At 68.1% G+C, this 20,303-nt stretch carries 18 protein-coding genes; 7 read left to right on the plus strand and 11 right to left on the minus strand.

The genetic code is table 11. The features are described from left to right. Window positions 1-154: 154 nt before the first annotated feature. Window positions 155-1,366, minus strand: a complete 1,212-nt coding sequence (chrA, locus tag LGN19_RS19945) for a chromate efflux transporter (RefSeq protein WP_226216748.1) — start codon at window positions 1,364-1,366, stop codon at window positions 155-157. Between the two features lie 85 nt (window positions 1,367-1,451). Further along, window positions 1,452-2,159: a Crp/Fnr family transcriptional regulator gene (locus LGN19_RS19950; RefSeq protein ID WP_122946109.1), complete on the minus strand. Its 708-nt coding sequence runs from the start codon at window positions 2,157-2,159 to the stop codon at window positions 1,452-1,454. Window positions 2,160-2,240: 81 nt separating this feature from the next. Here LGN19_RS19950 and LGN19_RS19955 point away from each other — a divergent pair, with 81 nt between their 5' ends. The 3 genes from LGN19_RS19955 (at window position 2,241) to LGN19_RS19965 (ending at window position 4,508) form a co-directional block, all read left to right on the plus strand. After that, window positions 2,241-2,765: a DUF962 domain-containing protein gene (locus LGN19_RS19955; protein ID WP_122946108.1), complete on the plus strand. Its 525-nt coding sequence runs from the start codon at window positions 2,241-2,243 to the stop codon at window positions 2,763-2,765. Next, window positions 2,758-3,804 carry a 2-dehydropantoate 2-reductase gene (locus tag LGN19_RS19960; RefSeq protein ID WP_226216750.1) on the plus strand — a complete coding sequence of 349 codons (1,047 nt, stop codon included), beginning with the start codon at window positions 2,758-2,760 and terminating at the stop codon, window positions 3,802-3,804. Before LGN19_RS19955 ends, LGN19_RS19960 begins: the two co-directional genes overlap by 8 nt. Window positions 3,805-3,905: 101 nt before the next feature. Continuing rightward, window positions 3,906-4,508 (plus strand): methyltransferase domain-containing protein, encoded by a 603-nt coding sequence (locus LGN19_RS19965; RefSeq protein WP_122946106.1) that lies wholly within the window; start codon window positions 3,906-3,908, stop codon window positions 4,506-4,508. Between the two features lie 22 nt (window positions 4,509-4,530). Here the strand turns inward: LGN19_RS19965 and LGN19_RS19970 are convergent, their stop codons facing one another. Together LGN19_RS19970 and mdtD are read right to left on the minus strand one after the other, a co-directional pair. Beyond that, window positions 4,531-5,805, minus strand: a complete 1,275-nt coding sequence (locus LGN19_RS19970; RefSeq protein ID WP_175024847.1) for an EAL domain-containing protein — start codon at window positions 5,803-5,805, stop codon at window positions 4,531-4,533. Window positions 5,806-6,002: 197 nt separating this feature from the next. Continuing rightward, on the minus strand, window positions 6,003-7,439 hold the full coding sequence (mdtD, locus tag LGN19_RS19975; RefSeq protein WP_175223699.1) for a multidrug transporter subunit MdtD: 1,437 nt from the start codon (window positions 7,437-7,439) through the stop codon (window positions 6,003-6,005). Window positions 7,440-7,657: 218 nt separating this feature from the next. Here mdtD and LGN19_RS19980 point away from each other — a divergent pair, with 218 nt between their 5' ends. Both LGN19_RS19980 and LGN19_RS19985 read left to right on the plus strand, forming a co-directional pair. Then, window positions 7,658-7,981 (plus strand): DUF2917 domain-containing protein, encoded by a 324-nt coding sequence (locus LGN19_RS19980; protein ID WP_226216752.1) that lies wholly within the window; start codon window positions 7,658-7,660, stop codon window positions 7,979-7,981. A 456-nt stretch (window positions 7,982-8,437) separates the two neighbouring features. Further along, window positions 8,438-9,829, plus strand: a complete 1,392-nt coding sequence (locus tag LGN19_RS19985; RefSeq protein ID WP_175223694.1) for a CoA transferase — start codon at window positions 8,438-8,440, stop codon at window positions 9,827-9,829. 18 nt (window positions 9,830-9,847) lie between these two features. Here the strand turns inward: LGN19_RS19985 and LGN19_RS19990 are convergent, their stop codons facing one another. Next, window positions 9,848-10,594: a GntR family transcriptional regulator gene (locus tag LGN19_RS19990; protein ID WP_011352976.1), complete on the minus strand. Its 747-nt coding sequence runs from the start codon at window positions 10,592-10,594 to the stop codon at window positions 9,848-9,850. A 166-nt stretch (window positions 10,595-10,760) separates the two neighbouring features. Between LGN19_RS19990 and LGN19_RS19995 the strand changes: the two genes are divergently transcribed. After that, entirely contained in the window at window positions 10,761-11,606 is an 846-nt protein-coding gene (locus LGN19_RS19995) for an aldo/keto reductase (RefSeq protein ID WP_226216754.1), read from the plus strand. A gap of 27 nt (window positions 11,607-11,633) precedes the next feature. Here LGN19_RS19995 and LGN19_RS20000 read toward each other — a convergent pair whose 3' ends face one another. The 6 genes from LGN19_RS20000 to LGN19_RS20025 form a co-directional block, all read right to left on the minus strand. Continuing rightward, window positions 11,634-13,232 (minus strand): hypothetical protein, encoded by a 1,599-nt coding sequence (locus LGN19_RS20000; protein WP_226217008.1) that lies wholly within the window; start codon window positions 13,230-13,232, stop codon window positions 11,634-11,636. Window positions 13,233-13,523: 291 nt separating this feature from the next. After that, on the minus strand, window positions 13,524-14,534 hold the full coding sequence (locus tag LGN19_RS20005; protein WP_226216756.1) for a HoxN/HupN/NixA family nickel/cobalt transporter: 1,011 nt from the start codon (window positions 14,532-14,534) through the stop codon (window positions 13,524-13,526). 163 nt (window positions 14,535-14,697) lie between these two features. Beyond that, entirely contained in the window at window positions 14,698-16,803 is a 2,106-nt protein-coding gene (fusA, locus tag LGN19_RS20010; RefSeq protein ID WP_226216758.1) for an elongation factor G, read from the minus strand. A gap of 218 nt (window positions 16,804-17,021) precedes the next feature. Continuing rightward, complete coding sequence (locus LGN19_RS20015) at window positions 17,022-17,522, minus strand: DUF192 domain-containing protein (RefSeq protein WP_226216760.1); 501 nt, start codon at window positions 17,520-17,522, stop codon at window positions 17,022-17,024. Between the two features lie 160 nt (window positions 17,523-17,682). Further along, the gene (locus LGN19_RS20020) at window positions 17,683-17,898 is read right to left on the minus strand and encodes a hypothetical protein (protein ID WP_011352970.1); all 216 of its coding nucleotides are present in this window, start codon (window positions 17,896-17,898) and stop codon (window positions 17,683-17,685) included. A gap of 281 nt (window positions 17,899-18,179) precedes the next feature. Continuing rightward, window positions 18,180-18,758 carry a pseudouridine synthase gene (locus LGN19_RS20025; protein ID WP_043190023.1) on the minus strand — a complete coding sequence of 193 codons (579 nt, stop codon included), beginning with the start codon at window positions 18,756-18,758 and terminating at the stop codon, window positions 18,180-18,182. A 277-nt stretch (window positions 18,759-19,035) separates the two neighbouring features. Here LGN19_RS20025 and icd point away from each other — a divergent pair, with 277 nt between their 5' ends. Next, window positions 19,036-20,292 carry an NADP-dependent isocitrate dehydrogenase gene (icd, locus tag LGN19_RS20030; protein WP_006478026.1) on the plus strand — a complete coding sequence of 419 codons (1,257 nt, stop codon included), beginning with the start codon at window positions 19,036-19,038 and terminating at the stop codon, window positions 20,290-20,292. Window positions 20,293-20,303: the final 11 nt, after the last annotated feature.

The following is a 20,303-nucleotide window of genomic DNA, read 5'->3' on the forward strand; positions in this document are numbered from 1 at the left end:
TGGTCGAACAGTCGGTGAACATCTACAACTGCGAGCGGCCACATGCCGCCCTCAAATACAAAACGCCCGATGCGGTGCATCGGGCGTTTAGCGGGTGAACACTGTCAACCTATTCCAGGACTTGACAGCATCACAACGTGCCACGCGTGCCCGATCAGGCCAGGAGGCCGAGCCCCCAGCCGAGCGCCGCGCTCGCGAGCACGACGGCCCACGGCGGCACGCGCCAGAACACCAGCGCGACGAAGGCGACGAGCGCGGCGGCCAGATCGCGCGGTGCCATGATCGTGTCGATCCAGACCGGGTGATAGAGCGCGGCGAGCAGCAGCCCGACGACCGCCGCGTTCACGCCCGCGAGCGCGGCCTGCATCCGCGTGCTGCGGCGCAGGCGCTCCCAGAACGGCGCGGTGCCGGCCACCAGCAGGAACGACGGCGCGAAGATCGACGCCAGCGCGATCGTGCCGCCGAGCCAGCCGTTCGGCGCGTGGCGCAGCGACGCGCCGAGGAATGCCGAGAACGTGAACAGGGGCCCCGGCACGGCCTGCGCGACGCCATATCCGGCCAGGAACGCCGCATCGCCGACCCAGCCGGGCGCAACCACGGCCGCCTGCAGCAGCGGCAGCACCACGTGCCCGCCGCCGAACACGAGTGCGCCCGTGCGGAAGAATGCATCGACGACGGCAAGCGTGTCGGAGCGCAGTGCGCGGGCCGCGAACGGCAGGACGACGAGCAGCGCCGCGAACAGCACGAGCCAAAACACGCCCGCGCGGGGCGACACGTGCAGCGGCAACGGGTCGTGGGCGCCGCGCGCCGGCTGCGGCAGCAGCACGAGGCCGGCCAGTCCCGCCGCGACGATCACGGCAACCTGCGTCCACGCGGCCGGCGCGAGCAGCGCGACGCAGGCGGCCGCGGCCATCAGTGTGACGCGGCGCGCATCCGGGCACAGCGTGCGTGCCATGCCCCACACGGCTTGCGCGATCACGGCGACTGACACGATGCGCAGCCCGTGCAGCGCGCCGGCTTCGCTCGGCGCGCCCGTCGCGTGCACGCCGAGCGCGAACAGCATCATCAGCAGCGCCGACGGCAGCGTAAAGCCGAGCCACGCGGCGAACATGCCCGCATAGCCGGCGCGCGCAAGGCCGATCGCCATTCCGACCTGGCTGCTCGCGGGCCCCGGCAGAAACTGGCACAGCCCGACGAGATCCGCGTACGTGCGCTCCGTGAGCCAGCCGCGCCGCGTGACGAATTCGGTGCGGAAGTAGCCGAGATGCGCGACCGGGCCGCCGAACGACGTGAGACCGAGCCGCAGGAAAGCGACGAACACCGGCCAGGGATGGCGGGAGGGAGCGGAGGCGGTCGACGTGCTCAAGGCGGTGCGGGCGGATGAAAGGACGAGCCGCCACGATAGCGCAACGCGGTGACGGCGGGGAGACGCGCCGCGGTCGTGCCGGGGCTCAGCGCACGCCGTCGGGCAACCCGCTCGCGCGCCGCAGCGCATCGACGTCGACGAGTTCGATCTCGCCGACGTGCAGCCGCACGACGCCGTCGGCCTGCAGCGCCTTCAGCAACTGGTTGGTGGTCTGCCGCGTCAGCGACAGCATCGCCGCGAGCTTTTCCTGCGACAGCCGGATGCGGGTGCGGCCGGCGCTGATCCCGCCATAGCCGTCCGCGATCATCAGCAGGCGGGCGGCGAGCCGCTGCGCGGCCGGCATCACGCTCATCGACTCGACGGTCAGGAAGCTCAGGCGCAGCTTCTGCGCCATCAGCAACGCGAATTGCCGCCAGTACTGCGGCGTCGCGTCGAGGATCGCGAGCAGCGCGGCCTGCGGGATGTGCAGCAGCAGCGCGTCGTCGAGCGCGATCGCGTCGTGCGTGCGCGGCTGGCCGTCGAACAGGGCGATTTCGCCGAACCAGGTGACGGGCTCGGCCACGGTGAGCAGCGCTTCCTTGCCCTGCGGGTCGACCGCACCTATCGTGAGTGAACCGGCCAGTACGGCGTACAGCCCGCACGGCGGGTCGCCGCGCCGGAACAGCGCATGGTCGGCGGGCAGCCGGCGCAGCGCCGCGCGGGCGAGCAGGTCCGCGCGCAACGCGGGCGGCAGCGCGGCGAACCACGGGTTCGCTTCGATCTGCGGCAGGTACGGGGCGAGCGAAGAGGGCATGGGCACGCGATGTCGGGTAGCTGACAGAGGTTCTCGGGCGTGACGCGCATCATAGCGCTCAACCACCGACCAGGAGACGCGATGAAGACGCTCGAAGACCATCTTTCCCAGTATGCGGCCTACCACCGCGATGCGCGCAACATCGCGACCCATCTGGTCGGGATCCCGATGATCGTATTCGCGGTCGAGGTGCTGCTGTCGCGGCCGGCGCTCGGCATGCTGGCCGGCATTGCGCTGTCGCCGGCGCTCCTGATGGCCGTCGCGTTCGCGGTCTTCTACCTGCGTCTCGACCTGCGGTTCGGGCTCGTGATGACCGCGCTGTTCGCGCTGGGCCTGTGGGCCGCGCAGGCGCTCGCATTGCTGCCGACCGCGCAATGGCTCGCGATCGGCATCGGCGCGTTCGTCGTCGGCTGGATCGTGCAGTTCGTCGGGCACTGGTTCGAAGGGCGCAAGCCCGCGTTCGTCGACGATCTGGTCGGCCTGATGGTCGGGCCGCTGTTCGTCGTCGCCGAGGTCGCGTTCTTCGCGGGGCTGCGCGGCGACGTGCGCCGCGAAGTCGAGCGGCGGGCCGGCCCCGTGCACGGCGGCGCGCATTCGCATGTCTGACGCACCGGTCTGCGTGTTCGGCGCGGGCGCCGTCGGCTGCTATCTCGGCGGCCGGCTCGCGGCGGCCGGCGCGAACGTGACGCTCGTCGGCCGCGCACGGATCGGCGACGCGATTCATCGGCATGGGCTGACGCTGACCGACCAGCGCGGCTATCGTGCGTCGCTCGCGCCGGCCGACGTCGTGTTCGCGACCGATCCTGCGGCTGCGGCCACCGCGCGGCTCGTGCTCGTGACGGTGAAATCGGCCGCGACGCGTGACACCGCGGTGCAGCTTGCCGGCGTGCTGCGGCCCGGCACGGCCGTGATCAGCTTCCAGAACGGCCTGCACAACGCCGACGTGCTGCGCGAGACGCTGCCGCAAGCCACCGTGCTGACCGGCATGGTGCCGTTCAACGTGATCGAACGGGAGCCCGGTGCGTTTCACCAGGGCTCGGCCGGCGCGCTGGCGGCCGACGCGTCCCCCGCGCTGCAGCCGTTCGCCGGTGCCTTCGCGCGTGCCGGGCTGCCGCTCGCGCTGCATCGCGACATGCGGGCCGTGCAGTGGGCGAAGCTGCTGCTCAACCTGAACAACGCGGTCAACGCGCTCGCCAACCTGCCGCTGCGCGACGAGCTCGCGCAACGGGCGTACCGGCGCTGCGTCGCGCTCGCGCAGCGCGAAGCGCTGCACTGGCTGGCGAGGGCGGCGATCCGGCCCGCGCGGCTGACGCCGTTGCCGGCCGCGTGGATCCCGGCCGTGCTCGACTTGCCCGACGCCGCGTTCCGCGTGCTCGGCGGCCGGATGCTCGCGATCGACCCGCTTGCGCGTTCGTCGATGTCCGACGATCTCGCGGCGGGGCGGGCGACGGAAGTCGAGTGGATCAACGGCGAGGTCGTGCGGCTGGCCGCGCGCTTCGGCGCGCAGGCGCCCGTCAATGCGCGACTGTGCGCGCTCGTGCACGACGCGGAACGCGCGGCGGCGCGCCCGGCCTGGCGTGGCGATGCACTGTGGGCCGAGCTGACCGCGCGGGCGGCGCACGCGGGCGATGTGCGGGCCGCGTAGGGGGCTGTGCCACGCGTCGCGCGAGGGGGCGTGATGCCGTACGGGGTGTGAACGGCTAAGATGCGGGGTGCGTCATACGACGCCTATGCGGAGCTGTCACTATGGTGGATCGCCCGACTCTCGATGCCTACGACGCCCATGCCGCGCAATACGCGCAGGACTGGCTCGACCAGGCTGCGCCCGACGACATGTACGCGCTGCTGGAGCAGCATTTCTCGCCGGGGCCGACCGCGGACGTCGGCTGCGGCGCCGGGCGCGATACGGCGTGGCTCGCGTCGCGCGGCTTCGACGTGCGCGGCTACGACGCGAGCGCCGCGCTGCTCGACGAGGCGCGGCGCCGCCATCCGGATCTCGCCTTCGAGCTGGCCGCGCTGCCGGCGCTGGCCGGCGTGCCGTCCGGCGCGTTTCGCAACGTATTGTGCGAAACGGTCGTGATGCATCTCGAACAGGCGGAAGCGGCGGCCGCCGCCACACGGTTGGCCGAGCTGCTGATGCCGGGCGGCACGTTGTACCTGAGCTGGCGGGTGGCCGGAAACGGCGCGTTGCGCGACGAGCGCGGCCGCCTCTATACGCCGCTCGATTCGGCGCGGATGCGGGCGGCGCTCGGCGCGGGCACGCAGGTGATCGACGAGCACGAGGTCGTCAGCCCGTCGTCCGGCAAGCGCGTGCACCGGCTGATCGTACGCAAGGCTGCCACCGCTTGAGCGCGGCGCGGCGGCACCTCGTTCATTCGCGGTTGAGTGCCGCTTCCCAGTTGATGTCGACGCAGAGCACCTGCATGCCGGTCGCGACCGGCGCGGCGATCGACGCGGTCACGCACAGGTGCGCCTCGTTGATCGACAGGTAGGGCGGCGTCAGATGCACGCGGCCCGGCGCGCGCATCGCGTCGATGAAGTACGGGCGCCGTTCCCAGCTCGCGCCTTCGGAATGCAGCAGTGGCCGGAACCGCTTGGCGCGCTGCGAGACGCTGCCGCGTGCGAGCACGTTGTCGCCGATCTGGCGCCCCGATGCGTCGAGAAGGAAGCAGCGCGCGGTCTCGGGCAGCCCGAGTACGACGGCTGCCGCGTCGGTGAGCGGTTCGCCCGCGCCGAGCTTCCGGCTCGCTTCCTCGAGCGCCGCGACGTAGGGCGCGAGCCGTTCCGCCTGGGTGCGCTCGCGTTCCGCGACGCGCAGCCGCAACGCGGCCGACAGCGTATCCATGCAGCCCGCGGCGGCCTGCGGCTGCACCGGTTCGACGCTCGGCCCCGCGAAGTACTGGCCCTGCACGAAATCAACGTCGCACTCCAGCGCGATCAGCGCGTCGCGCTCGGTCGCGAGCCCGCCCATCAGCACGAGCTGGCCGGATTCGTGCAGCAGCGACACGAGCCCCGGCAGCACGCGTTCGAGATGCGAGTGCTCACTCGCTTGCGCGAGGATGCCGCGGTCGAGCGTGACGATGTCGGGATGCAGGTGCCACACGCGGTCGATGTTCGAATGCTTCGCGCCGAATCCGACGAGCGCGATCAGGAAGCCGGCCTTGCGCAGCCCGTCGACGATCGCCGCGTAGCGCGGTGTCTCGCCGCCCGCCTGCTCGGGCACTTCGAGCACCACGCGGTGCGGCGGCAGCCCGAGCGCCTTCAGGTTCGCGAGCATCGCGTCGCCGTAGACGGTGTCCATCAGCGCGGCCGGATGCAGGCTCAGGAAGAGCCATTCGTCATGGCTGTCGAACGCGTGGAAGTTGCCGAGGTGCAGCGATTCGGCGAGCCGGCCGAGCTCGAGCAGGTCGCCGCGCCGCGCCGCCTGCGTGAACACCTCGTGCGACGCCACCTGGCGGCTTTCCTCGTCGTGCGCACGCAGCGACGCGTGATAGCCGATCGCGCGGCGGTGCGACACCGAGAAAACGGGCTGGAACACGCTGAACACGGTGTAGCCGCCATACAGCACGGTGCGCCGGTTCCCGTCGTCGCCGGCGACGGGGCGGGGCGGCTGGAAGCCGGGGGGATCGATTTCGATCATGCTCATGATGTCGGCCGAAGGAAGACTGCCAGTTTACCTAGAGAATAGGCGAGCAAGAAGCGTGCACGGCATCGTACCCCGTGCGGCGGCGCGTCGCGGTCGGGCCGCCGGGTATTGCAGGCGTTTCAAATGCGCATCGCGGGGCCGCGCTGCACCGTAATGGTGCGTGCCGACCCGGTTCGGCGCGTGCTGCGTGTTGCGCGTCACGCGCGCTCGGACGGGTCGGTCTTGCGCGCGGTGCTGCGGATCTCGGGCGCGAGCTGCGCGAAGATCCATGCGGAAGCCGCCGTGATGATGCCGACGCAGATGAACGTTGCATGGAACGCGGGCAGCGTGTTGCTGGGCGTGACGGTGCGCAGCATGCCGGTGAAGGTCGCGAGCAATGCGCCCGCGACCGTGACACCGAGGCTCATCGACAGCATCTGCACGAGCGAGAACAGGCTGTTGCCGCTGCTCGCGCCGCCGGTGCCGAGGTCCTTCAGCGTCAGGGTATTCATCGCGGTGAACTGCATCGAGTTGAAGCCGCCGAACAGCGCGAGATGCACGACCTTCACCCACACGGGCACCGAGTCGCGCATCAGCGCGAAGCTCGCCATCATCACGCCGACCATGATCGTGTTCGCGAGCAGCACCTTGCGGTAGCCGTGCCGCGTGATCAGGCGCGTGATGATCCGCTTCGAGAACATCCCGGCGGCGGCCACCGGCAGCATCATCAGCCCGGCCTCGAACGCCGAGTAGCCGAGGCTCACCTGCAGCAGCAGCGGGATCAGGTACGGCATCGCGCCGCTGCCGATCCGCGCGAACAGGTTGCCGAGCAGCCCGACGCTGAACGTGTGGATCCTGAACAGCTCGAGCGAGAAGATCGGTTGCGGTGCGCGCACCGCATACAGCCCGTACGCGACGAAGCACGCGAGGCTCAGGATCAGCAGCACGAGCACGGCCGCGTGCTGCATGCCGAGATCGGCGAGCCCGTCGAGCGACAGCGAGATCGCGACCATGCCGATCGTCAGCAGCAGATAGCCCTTCAGGTCGAAGCGGCCGACGGCCGGGTTGCGCGAATCGGGCATCGAATAGAAGGTCGCGATGCAGCCGGCGACGCCGACCGGCACGTTGATCAGGAAGATCCAGTGCCATGACGCGATCTTCACGAGCCAGCCGCCGAGCGTCGGCCCGATCAGCGGGCCGATCAGGCCGGGAATCGCGACGAACGACAGCGCGGACAGGTAGCGTTCGGCCGGGAACGTGCGCAGCACCGCGAGCCGCCCGACCGGCAGCAGCATCGCGCCGCCGACTCCCTGTACGACACGGAACGCGACGAGCTGCGTCAGCGTCTGCGCGTTCGCGCACAGCAGCGAGCCGAGCGAGAACACCAGGATCGCGCTGAAGAACACGCGCCGCGTGCCGAAGGTATCGGCGAGCCAGCCCGACACGGGGATCATCACGGCCATCGTCAGCGAGTACGCGATCACGACCGACTGCATGCGCAGCGGCGATTCGCCGAGGCTCGCGGCCATCGACGGCAGCGCCGTGTTCACGATGGTCGCATCGAGCGTCTGCATGAAGAAGCCCGTCGCGACGAGCCAGAGCATCACAGTGAGGTTCTTTTCGCCGGGAGCGGCGGCAGGTGGGCGCTGGAACATTGGGGCGGGATGGTGGCGCGGGACAGCCGACATTGTAGGGAAAGCCATCGCGCCGTGCAGGTTCCGCGCAAGGGCGCAGCGAAGTCCGGCCGGCGGGTACCCGTCCTCGTCGAACGGCCAGTACAGTTCAGTCGAAAGTGTCTGCAGCCGTATCTGTCCGTGTGCTGCCACTGTCCGAAATACTGATGCCATCGGACCCGTGCGACCAGGAGGCTGCCATGAGCGAACTGCGATTGTATGTGATCGATGGCGACGAGCCGGCCGGTCGGTGGCGGATCGTCGATCGCACCGCACTGGAGGTGGCCGACGGCGAGGTCTGGGTGACGATCGAGGGCCGGCCCGACGATCACTGGCTCGGTGCCGGCGATTCGCTGATGCTCACGCCCGGCATGCGCGTGTGGGTCAGCGCGGGGGCGCACGGCGCGACGTTCGCGTTCGGTCCGCTCGAGGTGCGAGCCGGGCGCGCCGCGCAGGCGTGGTGGCGGCCGCTCGTCGCATGGCGCGACGGCCGGCGTCACGCGCCAGCGTCGCTGCCGACGTAGCCCCCGGGGCTGGAGCGGTTTGCCGTCAGTGCATTGTCCGAGCGCATGCGCGATCCGGCCGGCCGTGCGGCCATTGGCGATCTGCGTGATCGGCGAGCCCGGCGCCTGGCACACCCCGGTCGAGAGAGCGTTCGACGACATCATCCGGGCGTTTCGCGTCGGCACGGGGCGCGCGGGTAGCCGCATCGTGTCCGCGAGGCGGCAGCGGAGCAGGGTCGCGCCGTCCGGCAGCGAGCGCAGCGGGCCGTGGTGCGGATGTGCAGGGGGCACGCCGGCACCGGGGATGCCGGCAGGCTTCCAGCGCGCCGGGGGATGTGATGCCGGCCGTTCCTGCCGGGGCGCAGGAGATACCCCCGCGCTACGGCCGTGCGTGACGTGCTGAATCGCGCAATCGGGATTGCTCGCGACTGCCGCGACTTCTAGACTCGATCTTGTCTCCCCATCGCCCATCCCGCCATGACACCCGAACTCGCGCTGGCGCATCTGTGGCGGCTCGCACACGGCGACCCCGACGCGCTGGCCCGTGCGACCGTGACGGGGCAGGATCCGACGCTGCCGTCGACTTTCCGGGTCGGCACGCTCGCCGCGGCGACGATCGCGGCAGCCGGGCTCGCGGCGGCCGAATGCCACCGGCTTCGCACTCGTGTCGCGCAATCCGTCGACGTGTCGGTGCGCGACGCGCTCGTCGCGTTCCGCAGCGAACGCTACCTGCGCGTGAACGATGGCCCGCCGCCGGAGTTGCGTCATCCGGTGACGGGCTTCTTCGAGACGGGCGACGGACGCTGGATCCAGTTGCACGCGAACTTCCCGCATCACCTGCACGGGATTCTCGACGTACTCGGCTGCGGCGCGCAGCGGGACGACGTCGCCGCGGCGATTCGCACGCGGGACGGTGCGGCGCTCGATACCGCGCTGGCCGAGGCCGGGCTGTGCGCCGCATTGATCAGAACACCTGACGAGTGGGCGGCGCACGAGCAGGCGCGCGCGATCGCGTCGCTGCCGCTGTTCGAGATCGAGCGGATCGGCGATGCGCCGGTCGAGCCGATCGGCCGCGGCGAAGCCGGGCAGCCGCTCGAGGGTGTGCGCGTGCTCGATCTCACGCGCATCATCGCGGGGCCGGTCGCGGGCCGCACGCTGGCGTCGCATGGCGCGCAGACGCTGCTCGTCAACGGCCCGCACCTGCCGAACATTGCGCCGCTCGTGATCGACAACGGGCGCGGCAAGCGTTCGACGTGGATCGACCTGCGCGATGCGGCGGGCATCGATACGCTGCACGCGCTCGCACGCGATGCGGATGTGTTCCTGCAGTCGTACCGGCCCGGCGCGCTCGCGGCGCGCGGCTTCGCGCCGCACGCGCTGGCGGCGCGGCGGCCCGGCATCGTGTACGTATCGGTATCCGCGTATGGGCACGCGGGGCCGTGGGCGCAGCGGCGCGGCTTCGACAGCCTCGTGCAGTCGGCGAGCGGGATCGCGTGGCGAGAGCAGCAGGCCGCGCACGCGGACGGGCCGCGCCACCTGCCGTGCCAGGCGCTCGATCATGCGACGGGTTATCTCGCGGCGTTCGGCGCGATGATCGCGCTCGCGCGCCGGGCGCGCGAAGGGGGAAGCTGGCACGTGCGACTGTCGCTCGCGCAGACGGGGCGCTGGCTGCAGTCGTTCGGTATCGTGCCGGACGGCTTGCAGGCGCCCGATTTCGCGCACACCGACGTGCGCGACCGGATCGAGCGCATCGCGTCGCCGTTCGGCACGCTCGACGCGGTGCGGCCGGCCGAGCGGTTGTCGGTGACACCGCCTGCATTGACGCGCCCGCCCGTGCCGCTCGGCACCGACGATGCGCGCTGGCTGTGAGCGGCGGCGCGGCTTACGTTACTTGCGCAGCTCGACGACGAAGTCGTAGTAGTCGTTGCGGCAGTAGGTATCGGTCAGTTCGATCGCGCGCTGGTCAGACGTATAGCCGATTCGCGTGATCAGCAGCAGTGCGTCGTGCGGTGCGATGCCCATCTGCTCGGCGATCTCGTCGGTCGCGTTGACCGCGCGGAAATGCTGCAGCGCGCGCACGATCGGCGTGCCGCGCGCTTCGAGATAGCTGTACAGCGAACCGCCGATCGCCTGCGGATCGGGGATCAGCGTCGCGGGAAACGTCGAATTCTCGACCGCCATCACGATGCCGTCGGCGAGGCGCAGGCGCTTCAGGCGCGTGACCGATGCCGCCGGCGACAGCCCGAGCTGGATCACCTCGTCGCGGTTCGCCGGCTGGATCTCGCGCGCGAGCCATTGCGAGCTCGGCTTGAAGCCGCGCCGTTCGAGCATTTCGCTGAAGCTCGACAGCCGCGACAGCGGATCTTCGTAGCGCGGCTGGATGAAGTTGCCGGCGCCCTGCGTGCGGCGAATCAGGCCTTGCTCGACGAGCAGCGCGATCGCCTTGCGCGCGGTGATGCGCGAAACGCCGAGCGCATCGGACAGCACGCGTTCGGAGGGCAATGCCTCACCGGCCGTCCAGCGGTTGTCGTGGATCGCGTCACCGAGCTTGCGGGCGAGCTGCAGGTAGAGCGGCGTGTCGTTGTCGGGGTCGGGGCGCAGGTCCTGCCAGCGGTCGTCCGTGGATGCCTTCATGGAGTGGGTATCGATCTGATTGCGGCCATTCTAAGTCATCACGTGGCGCCGTTATAGCCGGTTTTTGCCGTGCAATAGGTGAATGGCGCGCCGATTGACTACACTGATGCGTCGTATTCGATGCCTGGGCCGCGGTGCGCGGCCACCCATCCGCAACGAGGAACGCATGACAGACACGATCGCCACGGTCGTCCTGCCGGACGGCGAGACGATTCCGAAGCTTGGCCTGGGCACGTGGGAAATGGGCGAGCGGCCGGCGCGGCGCACGGACGAGATTGCCGCGCTGCGCGAGGGCATCGAACTCGGAATGACGCTGGTCGATACGGCCGAGATGTACGGCGACGGTGCGACCGAGGAACTGGTCGGCGAGGCGCTCGCGGGCCTGCGCGACGATGTGTTCCTCGTCAGCAAGGTTTATCCGCACCATGCGAGCCGACGCGGCGTCGTCGCCGCGTGCGATGCGAGCCTCAAACGCCTGGGTACCGATCGCCTCGATCTGTACCTGCTGCACTGGCGCGGCTCGGTGCCGCTCGAGGAGACGGTCGAAGGCTTCGAAGCGCTGCAGCGCGCGGGCAAGATCCGTCACTGGGGTGTCAGCAACTTCGATACGGCCGACATGGCCGAACTCGTCGATGAAGCCGGTGGCGGCGCGTGCGCGACCAACCAGATCCTCTACAACATCGCGCGGCGCGGCCCGGAGTTCGACCTGCTGCCGTGGCTTGCCGAGCACCGGATGCCGGCGATGGCGTACAGCCCGGTCGATCACGGGCGGCTGCCGAAGCGCTCGCCGCTCGACGAGATCGCGCGGCAGCGCGGCGTGTCGGTGATGCGCGTCGCGCTCGCGTGGGTGCTCGCGCAGCCGGGGGTGTTCGCGATCCCCAAGGCGTCGCGGATCGAACACGTGCGCGACAACCGGGCCGCGCTCGATTTCATGTTCAGCGATGACGAGCGCGCGCAGCTTGACGCGTACTTCCGTCCGCCACGCAGCAAGCGCGCGCTCGAGATGCTCTGACGACACCCGGCCGGGCAACGCGGCCGGTCAGTGGTTGGCTCCGGACGATCCGCCGTTGCCGTGACCGCCGCTATTGCCGTTCCCGGTGCCATGGCCGTTGCCGACACCGTTGGCCCCGCCATTGCCGGCGCCGCCACTGCCGTTTCCATTGCCGTTGCCACCGCCATTGCCGTGGCCGCCGTTGCCGCCAGCACCATTGCCATTGCCATTGCCATTGCCGCGACCGTTGCCGACACCGTTGGCCCCGCCATTGCCGGCGCCGCCACTGCCGTTTCCATTGCCGTTGCCACCGCCATTACCATGGCCGCCATTGCCGTGACCGCCGCCGTCACCATCGCCATGGCCACCATTGCCGTGACCGCCGCCATCGCCGTCGCCATGGCCGCCGTTGCCGTGACCACCGCCGTTACCGTCGCCATGGCCGCCGTTGCCGTGACCACCGCCGTTACCGTCGCCGTGGCCACCATTGCCGTGACCGCCGCCATCGCCGTCGCCATGGCCGCCGTTGCCGTGACCACCGCCGTTACCGTCGCCATGGCCACCATTGCCGTGACCGCCGCCATCGCCGTCGCCATGGCCGCCATTGCCGTGACCGCCGCCATCACCATCGCCGTGGCCACCATTGCCGTGACCACCGCCATCGCCGTCGCCATGGCCGCCGTTGCCGTGACCACCGCCGTCACCGTCGCCACCACCACCGCCATGGCCACCATGTCCGCCATGACCGCCACCGCCTGAAGTACCTCCGCCTGAAGTGCCGCCGCCTGAAGTGCCGCCACCGGAAGTGCCACCGCCTGAAGTACCTCCGCCTGAAGTGCCACCGCCTGAAGTGCCGCCGCCTGAAGTGCCTCCGCCGGAAGTACCTCCGCCGGAAGTGCCGCCACCGGAAGTGCCGCCACCGGAAGTGCCTCCGCCGGAAGTACCGCCACCGGAAGTGCCTCCGCCTGAAGTGCCGCCACCGGAAGTACCTCCGCCGGAAGTGCCTCCGCCGGAAGTGCCGCCGCCGGAAGTGCCTCCGCCTGAAGTGCCTCCGCCTGAAGTGCCGCCGCCGGAAGTGCCTCCGCCGGAAGTGCCGCCGCCTGAAGTGCCACCGCCGGAAGTACCACCACCGGAAGTGCCACCACCGGAAGTGCCGCCACCGGAAGTGCCGCCTCCGGAGGTACCACCCCCCGAAGAACCACCACCCGAACCCCCGGTGCCAGACGCATTCCCTCCGCGGCCCGAGCCACCCGAACCACTCGTACCGCCGGATGTTCCGCTTGTCGTTCCACCGATGCCAGCAGGTCCGACGGTACCGTTCCCGTTGTTGCCGCTGCCGTTGCCATTTCCGCTACCTGGGCTGCCGCCATTGCCATTGCCATTGCCGCTCGTGCCTGCGCCATTGCCGCCAACGTGTCCGCCGGCGAAAACATGCACCGCGCACGCAGCCGGATTGGCTGCGCAAGGCGAAGCGTCGTCGACCAGCGTCATGATGGCGTCCGCGTTGGCAACTGCATCGGCCGCGGCGTCCGGTGTCGCATCCTGCGCGACGGCATACGAGCAACAGCACGCGAATGCGGCTGCGGCGAACAAGGTTGCGCGATAGCGCCGTCCCGGCGTACGGAACGGTTGTTTCGTCTTGAGCATCATGGCCTCCCCATGCGCGCGATGCCTCGTCGCCGCGCGGCGATCTACGTGTGGTGCAGGGGGCCGGTAAAGGTTCGTAGTCCTGTCGGCAGCCGATCGTTTTCGGGCGGGCGCTGGACGCCAGCTGCGATCGCGGAGCGGCATGCGGGCCCGCCGTGCAGAATCCCTATCTGCGAGATTCGTGCCATCGGCCGCTTGCGCCCGTCGCGCAAGGCGCACGCAGGCGCGCGACGGCGCCTGCAACGTTTTTGGGGGGGATTTTGTTTCCGGAATGAAACGTCTGAGCTAAGTTCAGCGCGCAGGCGCATCGGTCGCGCGCTGCCAGCGATGGAACAGGATCGACGCGATCCAGCAGACGAGGAACAGGGCGACGATGCCGTAGCCGATCGAGCCGAAGCGTTCGCCGAGTGCATCGAGCGCGTCGCGCACGGGGCCCGTCAGCGACAGCTTGTCGGCCAGCAGGCCGGCTGCCTCGATCCCGCCGATCGCCAGCGCGACGGCCGCCGACACGAATGTGATGCTCGCGTTGTAGAGCAGCTTGCGCTGCGGATCGTCCATCGCCCAGCCGTACGCGTGAATCATCAGCACGTTGTCGGTCGAGTCGATCAGCGTCATGCCGGCGGTGAAAAGCGCGGGAAACAGCATGACGGTATAGACCGGCAGCCCCTGGCTCGCCTGCGCGGCCGCGATCGCGAGCAGGCCGATTTCGGTTGCAGTATCGAAACCCAGCCCGAACAGCACGCCAACCGGATACATGTGCCAGCTCTTCGACACGAACCGGAACAGCGGGCGCAGCAGCCGGGACACGAGCCCGGCAGGCCGGTGTACATGCGTGGCATCGTGTGCGTGCGCGTGCCCGCTGCGATAGCGCCGCCACAGATCGCGCAGGATCATCAGGTTCACGCACGCGAGCACGAGCAGGAAGGTCGCCGACACTGCCGTGCCGATCGTGCCGCCGATCTCGCGGAATGCATCGAACCGGTCGCGCAGCGCGAACGCGGTCAGCGCGATGCCGAGCGTCGCGGCGATCACGATCGTCGAATGGCCGAGCGAGAAGAACAGGCCGACGCTCACCGGGCGCTGGCCGTCCTGCATCAGCTTGCGCGTCGCGACGTCGATCGCCGCGATATGGTCGGCATCGACCGCATGACGCAAGCCGAGCCCGTATGCGATCGCGGCGGTGCCGAGCAGCAGCGGATGATCGCGCAGCACCGCGAGCGCCCACAGCCAGACAGCGGCGTTCGCGGCGATCAGGCCGGCATAGAGGATCAGCAGGCGGCGCAGGGCAGGGGTGGGCGGCATCGGGACGGTTCCATCTGACGAATCGCGATGCATTGTGTCACGCGAAAAAATTGCCGGGCGTGCCGATCAAAAAAGCCGCGCACCGTGCGCAGCGGACGAAAAAAAGCCCGTCCGGAACGGGACGGGCCTTGCCTGCATGTGGCGGCGCGCGAGCGCGCTGCGCTTACTTCGCTTTCGCGCTGATCACGCCTTCCGATACGTTGGCCGGCGTTTCCGCGTACTGCTTGAACTCCATCGTGTAGGTCGCGCGGCCCTGCGTGGCCGAACGCAGCGACGTCGAATAGCCGAACATTTCCGCGAGCGGCACTTCGGCGCGCACGAGCTTGCCGCCGCCACCCGCGATGTCTTCCATCCCCTGCACGATGCCGCGCCGGCTCGACAGGTCGCCCATCACATTGCCCATGAAGTCTTCGGGCGTTTCCACCTCGACGGCCATCATCGGTTCGAGCAGCACTGGCTTCGCGCGGCGCATCGCTTCCTTGAACGCCATCGAGCCGGCCATCCGGAATGCGTTTTCGTTCGAGTCGACGTCGTGGTACGAACCGAACGTCAGTGTGACCTTCACGTCGACGACCGGATAGCCCGCCAGTACACCGCTCTTCAGCGTTTCCTGGATGCCCTTGTCGACCGACGGAATGTATTCGCGCGGAATCACGCCGCCCTTGATCGCGTCGACGAACTCGTAGCCCTTGCCGGGGTTCGGTTCGAGCGTGATCACCGCATGCCCGTACTGGCCGCGCCCGCCCGACTGCTTGACGAACTTGCCTTCGACGTCCTTCGCCGGCGTGCGCACCGTCTCGCGATACGCGACCTGCGGCTTCCCGACCGTCGCTTCCACGCCGAATTCACGCTTCATCCGGTCGACCAGAATTTCGAGGTGAAGCTCGCCCATCCCCGAAATGATCGTTTGCCCGGATTCTTCGTCGGTCTGCACGCGGAACGACGGATCTTCCTGTGCCAGACGGTTGAGCGCGAGGCCCATCTTTTCCTGGTCGGCCTTCGTCTTTGGCTCGACGGCCTGCGAAATCACCGGCTCCGGGAAAATCATGCGTTCGAGCACGATCGGGTGAGCCGGATCGCACAGCGTGTCACCGGTGGTCGCTTCCTTCAGGCCGACGGCCGCCGCGATGTCGCCTGCGCGCACCTCCTTGATTTCCTTGCGCTCGTTCGCGTGCATCTGGAGGATCCGGCCGAGCCGCTCCTTCTTGTCCTTGGTCGCGTTGAGCACCGTGTCGCCGGATTCGACCACCCCCGAATACACGCGGAAGAAGATCAGCTGGCCGACGAACGGATCGGTCATGATCTTGAACGCGAGCGACGAGAACGGATCCTCGTCGTTCGGATGACGTTCCGCTTCCTTGTCGTGCAGGTCATGGCCGAGAATCGCGGGCACGTCGGCAGGCGACGGCAGGTAGTCGATCACCGCGTCGAGCATTGCCTGCACGCCCTTGTTCTTGAACGCGCTGCCGCACAGCATCGGCACGATCTCGTTCGCGATCGTGCGCTTGCGCAGCGCGGCCTTGATCTCGTCCTCGGTCAGCGACTCATGGTCGTGCAGGTACTTCTCGAGCAGCTCCTCGCTGGCTTCCGCCGCGGCCTCGACCATCTTCTCGCGCCATTCGTGCGCGAGCTCGACGAGGTTCGCCGGGATGTCCTCGTACGAGAACTTCACGCCCTGGCTTTCGTCATCCCACACGATCGCCTTCATCTTCACGAGATCGACGACGCCCTGGAAATGATCTTCCGCGCCGATCGGAATCTGGATCGGCACGGCGACGCCTTTCAGGCGCTCGCCGATCTGCCGCTGCACGCGGAAGAAATCGGCGCCGACGCGGTCCATCTTGTTGACGAACGCGATGCGCGGCACCTTGTACTTGTTGGCCTGGCGCCAGACGGTTTCGGACTGCGGCTGCACCCCGCCGACCGAGTCGTAGACCATGCACGCGCCGTCGAGCACGCGCATCGAGCGCTCGACTTCAATCGTGAAGTCGACGTGCCCGGGCGTGTCGATGATGTTGATCCGGTGTTCCGGATAGTTGCCGGCCATGCCCTTCCAGAAGGCCGTGGTCGCCGCCGACGTGATCGTGATGCCGCGTTCCTGCTCCTGCTCCATCCAGTCCATCGTGGCCGCGCCGTCGTGCACTTCACCGATCTTGTGGCTCACGCCGGTGTAAAACAGGATGCGCTCGGTCGTCGTGGTCTTGCCGGCATCGATGTGAGCGCTGATCCCGATATTGCGATAGCGCTCGATGGGGGTTTTGCGGGGCACGTGAACCTCCTTAGGTTCGGATCGTAAGCGGGCCGGCAGGGCAGGCCCGGAATGGACAAGCTAGACTTAAAGGATAGCGCTTGCGCGTGGCTTTTGCAGATGCGGCCGGCACCGGCGGAATCAAGCCGGGTGCCGCCGCCGGCAGGCGAAAAAAAAGCCGGCGCGCTACGGGCGGCCGGCTTCGGTCAGGGCGCGGCGCGACGCCGCGGCAATGGCCGTTACGGAGCCTTCGGCAGGCCTTCGAGCTTCATGCCGGGCTTGATGCCCTTCGCCGCGAACCAGCCCTTGCTCATTTCGAGCGCATAGGCGCCGTTGTTGCGCGGGCAGTGGTTGTCGGTCGTCTCGGCCTTCATCTCGTCGATGTCGGTGATCGTGCCGTCGGCGCGGATGAACGCGATCGACAGCGGGATCAGCGTGTTCTTCATCCAGAAGCAGTGCACCGCGTTCTCGTTGAACACGAACAGCATGCCTTCGTTCGGCGCGAGCTGCGAACGGTACATCAGCCCCTGTTCGCGGTCCGGGTCGTTCGCGGCGACGGCCGCGTCGATCACGTACATGCCGGCGCGCAGCTTCACGCGCGGGAATTCGCTCGGCTGCTTGGCGCCGGGGGGCACTTGCGCGCTGGCGGCCTGCATGCCGAGCGCGAGGACGGCGAGCGCGGCGGGAAACACGGCGGCGCGCGCAAGGCGGCCGAGCGACGAGCGCAGGGAGAATTGCACAGCAAGGCTCCTATCTGGAAAACAAGACCCGCATGGTACGCGATGCGCGCAGGCGGGCACACAAAAGAAAAAGGCAGATCGCCTTGCGGTGATCTGCCTTTCAACGCCGTAAGAACGGCAAGACTGCGTGTTCTTGACTGCGTTATTACAGCAAGCTTACTTAGTTCGAAGCAGCTGCCGGTGCTGCTGCGTCGCTTGCTGCAGCCTTCTTCGATGCCTTGTGGTGCTTCTTAGCTGCGTGGTGCTTCTTAGCAGCGTGCTTAGCCGGTGCCGAAGCAGCTTCAGCAGCTGCCGGAGCAGCTTCCGGAGCCGATGCTTGTGCGAAAGCAGCCGTTGCGAAGAGGCCAGCGACCAGAGCGGCGATCAGTTTGTTCATGTTGTGTTCCTCAGCTTTAGTTAATTAACCAAATGACCCGGCAATAGGAGTCATGTCGTCTAACGGTGCCATCCACCTTTCGGTTGACAGACGCTTCGAGAAATTTCTCATTGCGCTGCGGGCGCCGAATCGTATTCGATAAAAACGTCGCTTTCGTGACGCAAACACGGCTTCGGCTGCCAATGCCGGATAGCTAAGGTTGGCATCTGCGTGGTTTAACGCGCGATCTTCGCAGGCGGTTGACGAAAAAGATGACGAAAAATTTGCCCGTCCCGAATTCGTCATCCGGCGGGCGCGAAACCGTCCCACGGCGCGCGCGGCGGCAGCGCGATTGTTTCTCCCGGTGCAATGCCGAGCGCGAATATATCCAGTGCGCCGACGCCGACGCGCACCAGGCGCAACGTCGGGAAGCCGACGGCCGCCGTCATCCGGCGCACCTGCCGGTTCTTGCCTTCGGTGATCGCCAGCTCGATCCACGTCGTCGGGATCGCGGCGCGGTAGCGGATCGGCGGGTTGCGCGGCCACAGCGTGTCGGGCGGTTCGATGAATTCGGCGCGGCACGGGCGCGTCACATAGTCGCCGAGGTCGACGCCGCGCGCGAGCGCTTTCAGGTCGGCAGGCCCGGGCGCGCCCTCGACCTGCGCCCAGTAGCGCTTGACGAGCTTGTGGCGCGGCTCGGCGATGCGCGCCTGCAGCGCGCCGTCGTCGGTGAGCAGCAGCAAGCCCTCGCTGTCCGCGTCCAGCCGGCCGGCCGCGTAGACGCCGGGCGTTTTTACCCAGTCGCCGAGCGACGGGCGCGTCTCGTGCGCGGAAAACTGGCAAATCGTGCCGAACGGCTTGTTGAGGGCGATCAGGTTCATGGCGGGGCGTCCGCCCGGCGGGCCGCGGGAAGCGGGGGCGGGCGGTCTATGGCAAATGGCGGAATCTTAATGCATAATACGGAACGGCAAGTCCTCTGTCTTATATAAGACATAAGTGGGGTCTTGATACGCAGTGCCGCGCTTCATGCCGAAGTGCCCGGTTGGGGCGCTAGAATAGCGGCTCGCTGTTGCCGTCACGGGGTGGCCATGCCGCGCCCCCGCCGCGCGCGCAGCTTCGACCAGCATCACCTGCTCAGCCACGTCACTGGAGTCGATCATGCCGTATCAGCACATCAAGGTTCCGGAAGGCGGTGACAAGATCACCGTCAACAAGGACTTCTCGCTCAACGTTTCCGATCAGCCGATCATTCCCTATATCGAAGGCGACGGTACGGGCTTCGATATCACGCCGGTCATGATCAAGGTCGTCGACGCGGCGGTCGCGCATGCCTACAAGGGCAAGCGCAAGATCCACTGGATGGAGATTTTCGCGGGCGAGAAGGCGACGAAGGTGTACGGTCCGGACGTGTGGCTCCCGGACGAAACGCTGCAGGTGCTCAAGGAATACGTGGTGTCGATCAAGGGGCCGCTCACGACCCCGGTCGGCGGCGGCATCCGTTCGCTGAACGTCGCGCTGCGCCAGGAACTCGACCTGTACGTGTGCCTGCGCCCGGTGCAGTACTTCAAGGGCGTGCCGTCGCCGGTGCGCGAGCCGCAAAAGATCGACATGGTGATCTTCCGCGAGAACTCGGAAGACATCTACGCAGGCATCGAATGGGCTGCGGGCTCCGAGCAGGCGAAGAAGGTGATCAAGTTCCTGCAGGACGAGATGGGCGTGAAGAAGATCCGCTTCCCGGAAACCTCGGGGATCGGCGTCAAGCCCGTGTCGACCGAAGGCACCGAGCGTCTCGTGCGCAAGGCGATCCAGTATGCGATCGACAACGATCGCAAGTCGGTCACGCTGGTGCACAAGGGCAACATCATGAAGTTCACGGAAGGCCTGTTCCGTGACGCCGGCTACGCGCTTGCACAGAAGGAATTCGGCGGCGAGCTGATCGACGGCGGCCCGTGGATGCGCGTGAAGAACCCGAAGACGGGCAACGAGATCGTGATCAAGGATTCGATCGCCGATGCGTTCCTGCAGCAGATCCTGCTGCGCCCGGCCGAATACGACGTGATCGCCACGCTGAACCTGAACGGCGACTACATCTCCGACGCGCTGGCCGCGCAGGTCGGCGGCATCGGGATCGCGCCGGGTGCGAACCTGTCGGATTCGGTCGCGATGTTCGAAGCGACGCACGGCACCGCGCCGAAGTACGCGGGCAAGGATTACGTGAACCCCGGTTCCGAGATCCTGTCGGCGGAAATGATGCTGCGCCACCTCGGCTGGACGGAAGCAGCCGATACGATCATCGCCGCGATGGAGAAGTCGATCCTGCAGAAGCGCGTCACGTACGACTTCGCGCGCCTGATGGAAGGTGCGACGCAGGTGTCGTGCTCGGGCTTCGGTGAAGTGCTGATCGAGAACATGTAAGTCCCCTTCCG

Source organism: Burkholderia sp. AU30198, assembly GCF_020419825.1.
Taxonomy (GTDB): domain Bacteria; phylum Pseudomonadota; class Gammaproteobacteria; order Burkholderiales; family Burkholderiaceae; genus Burkholderia.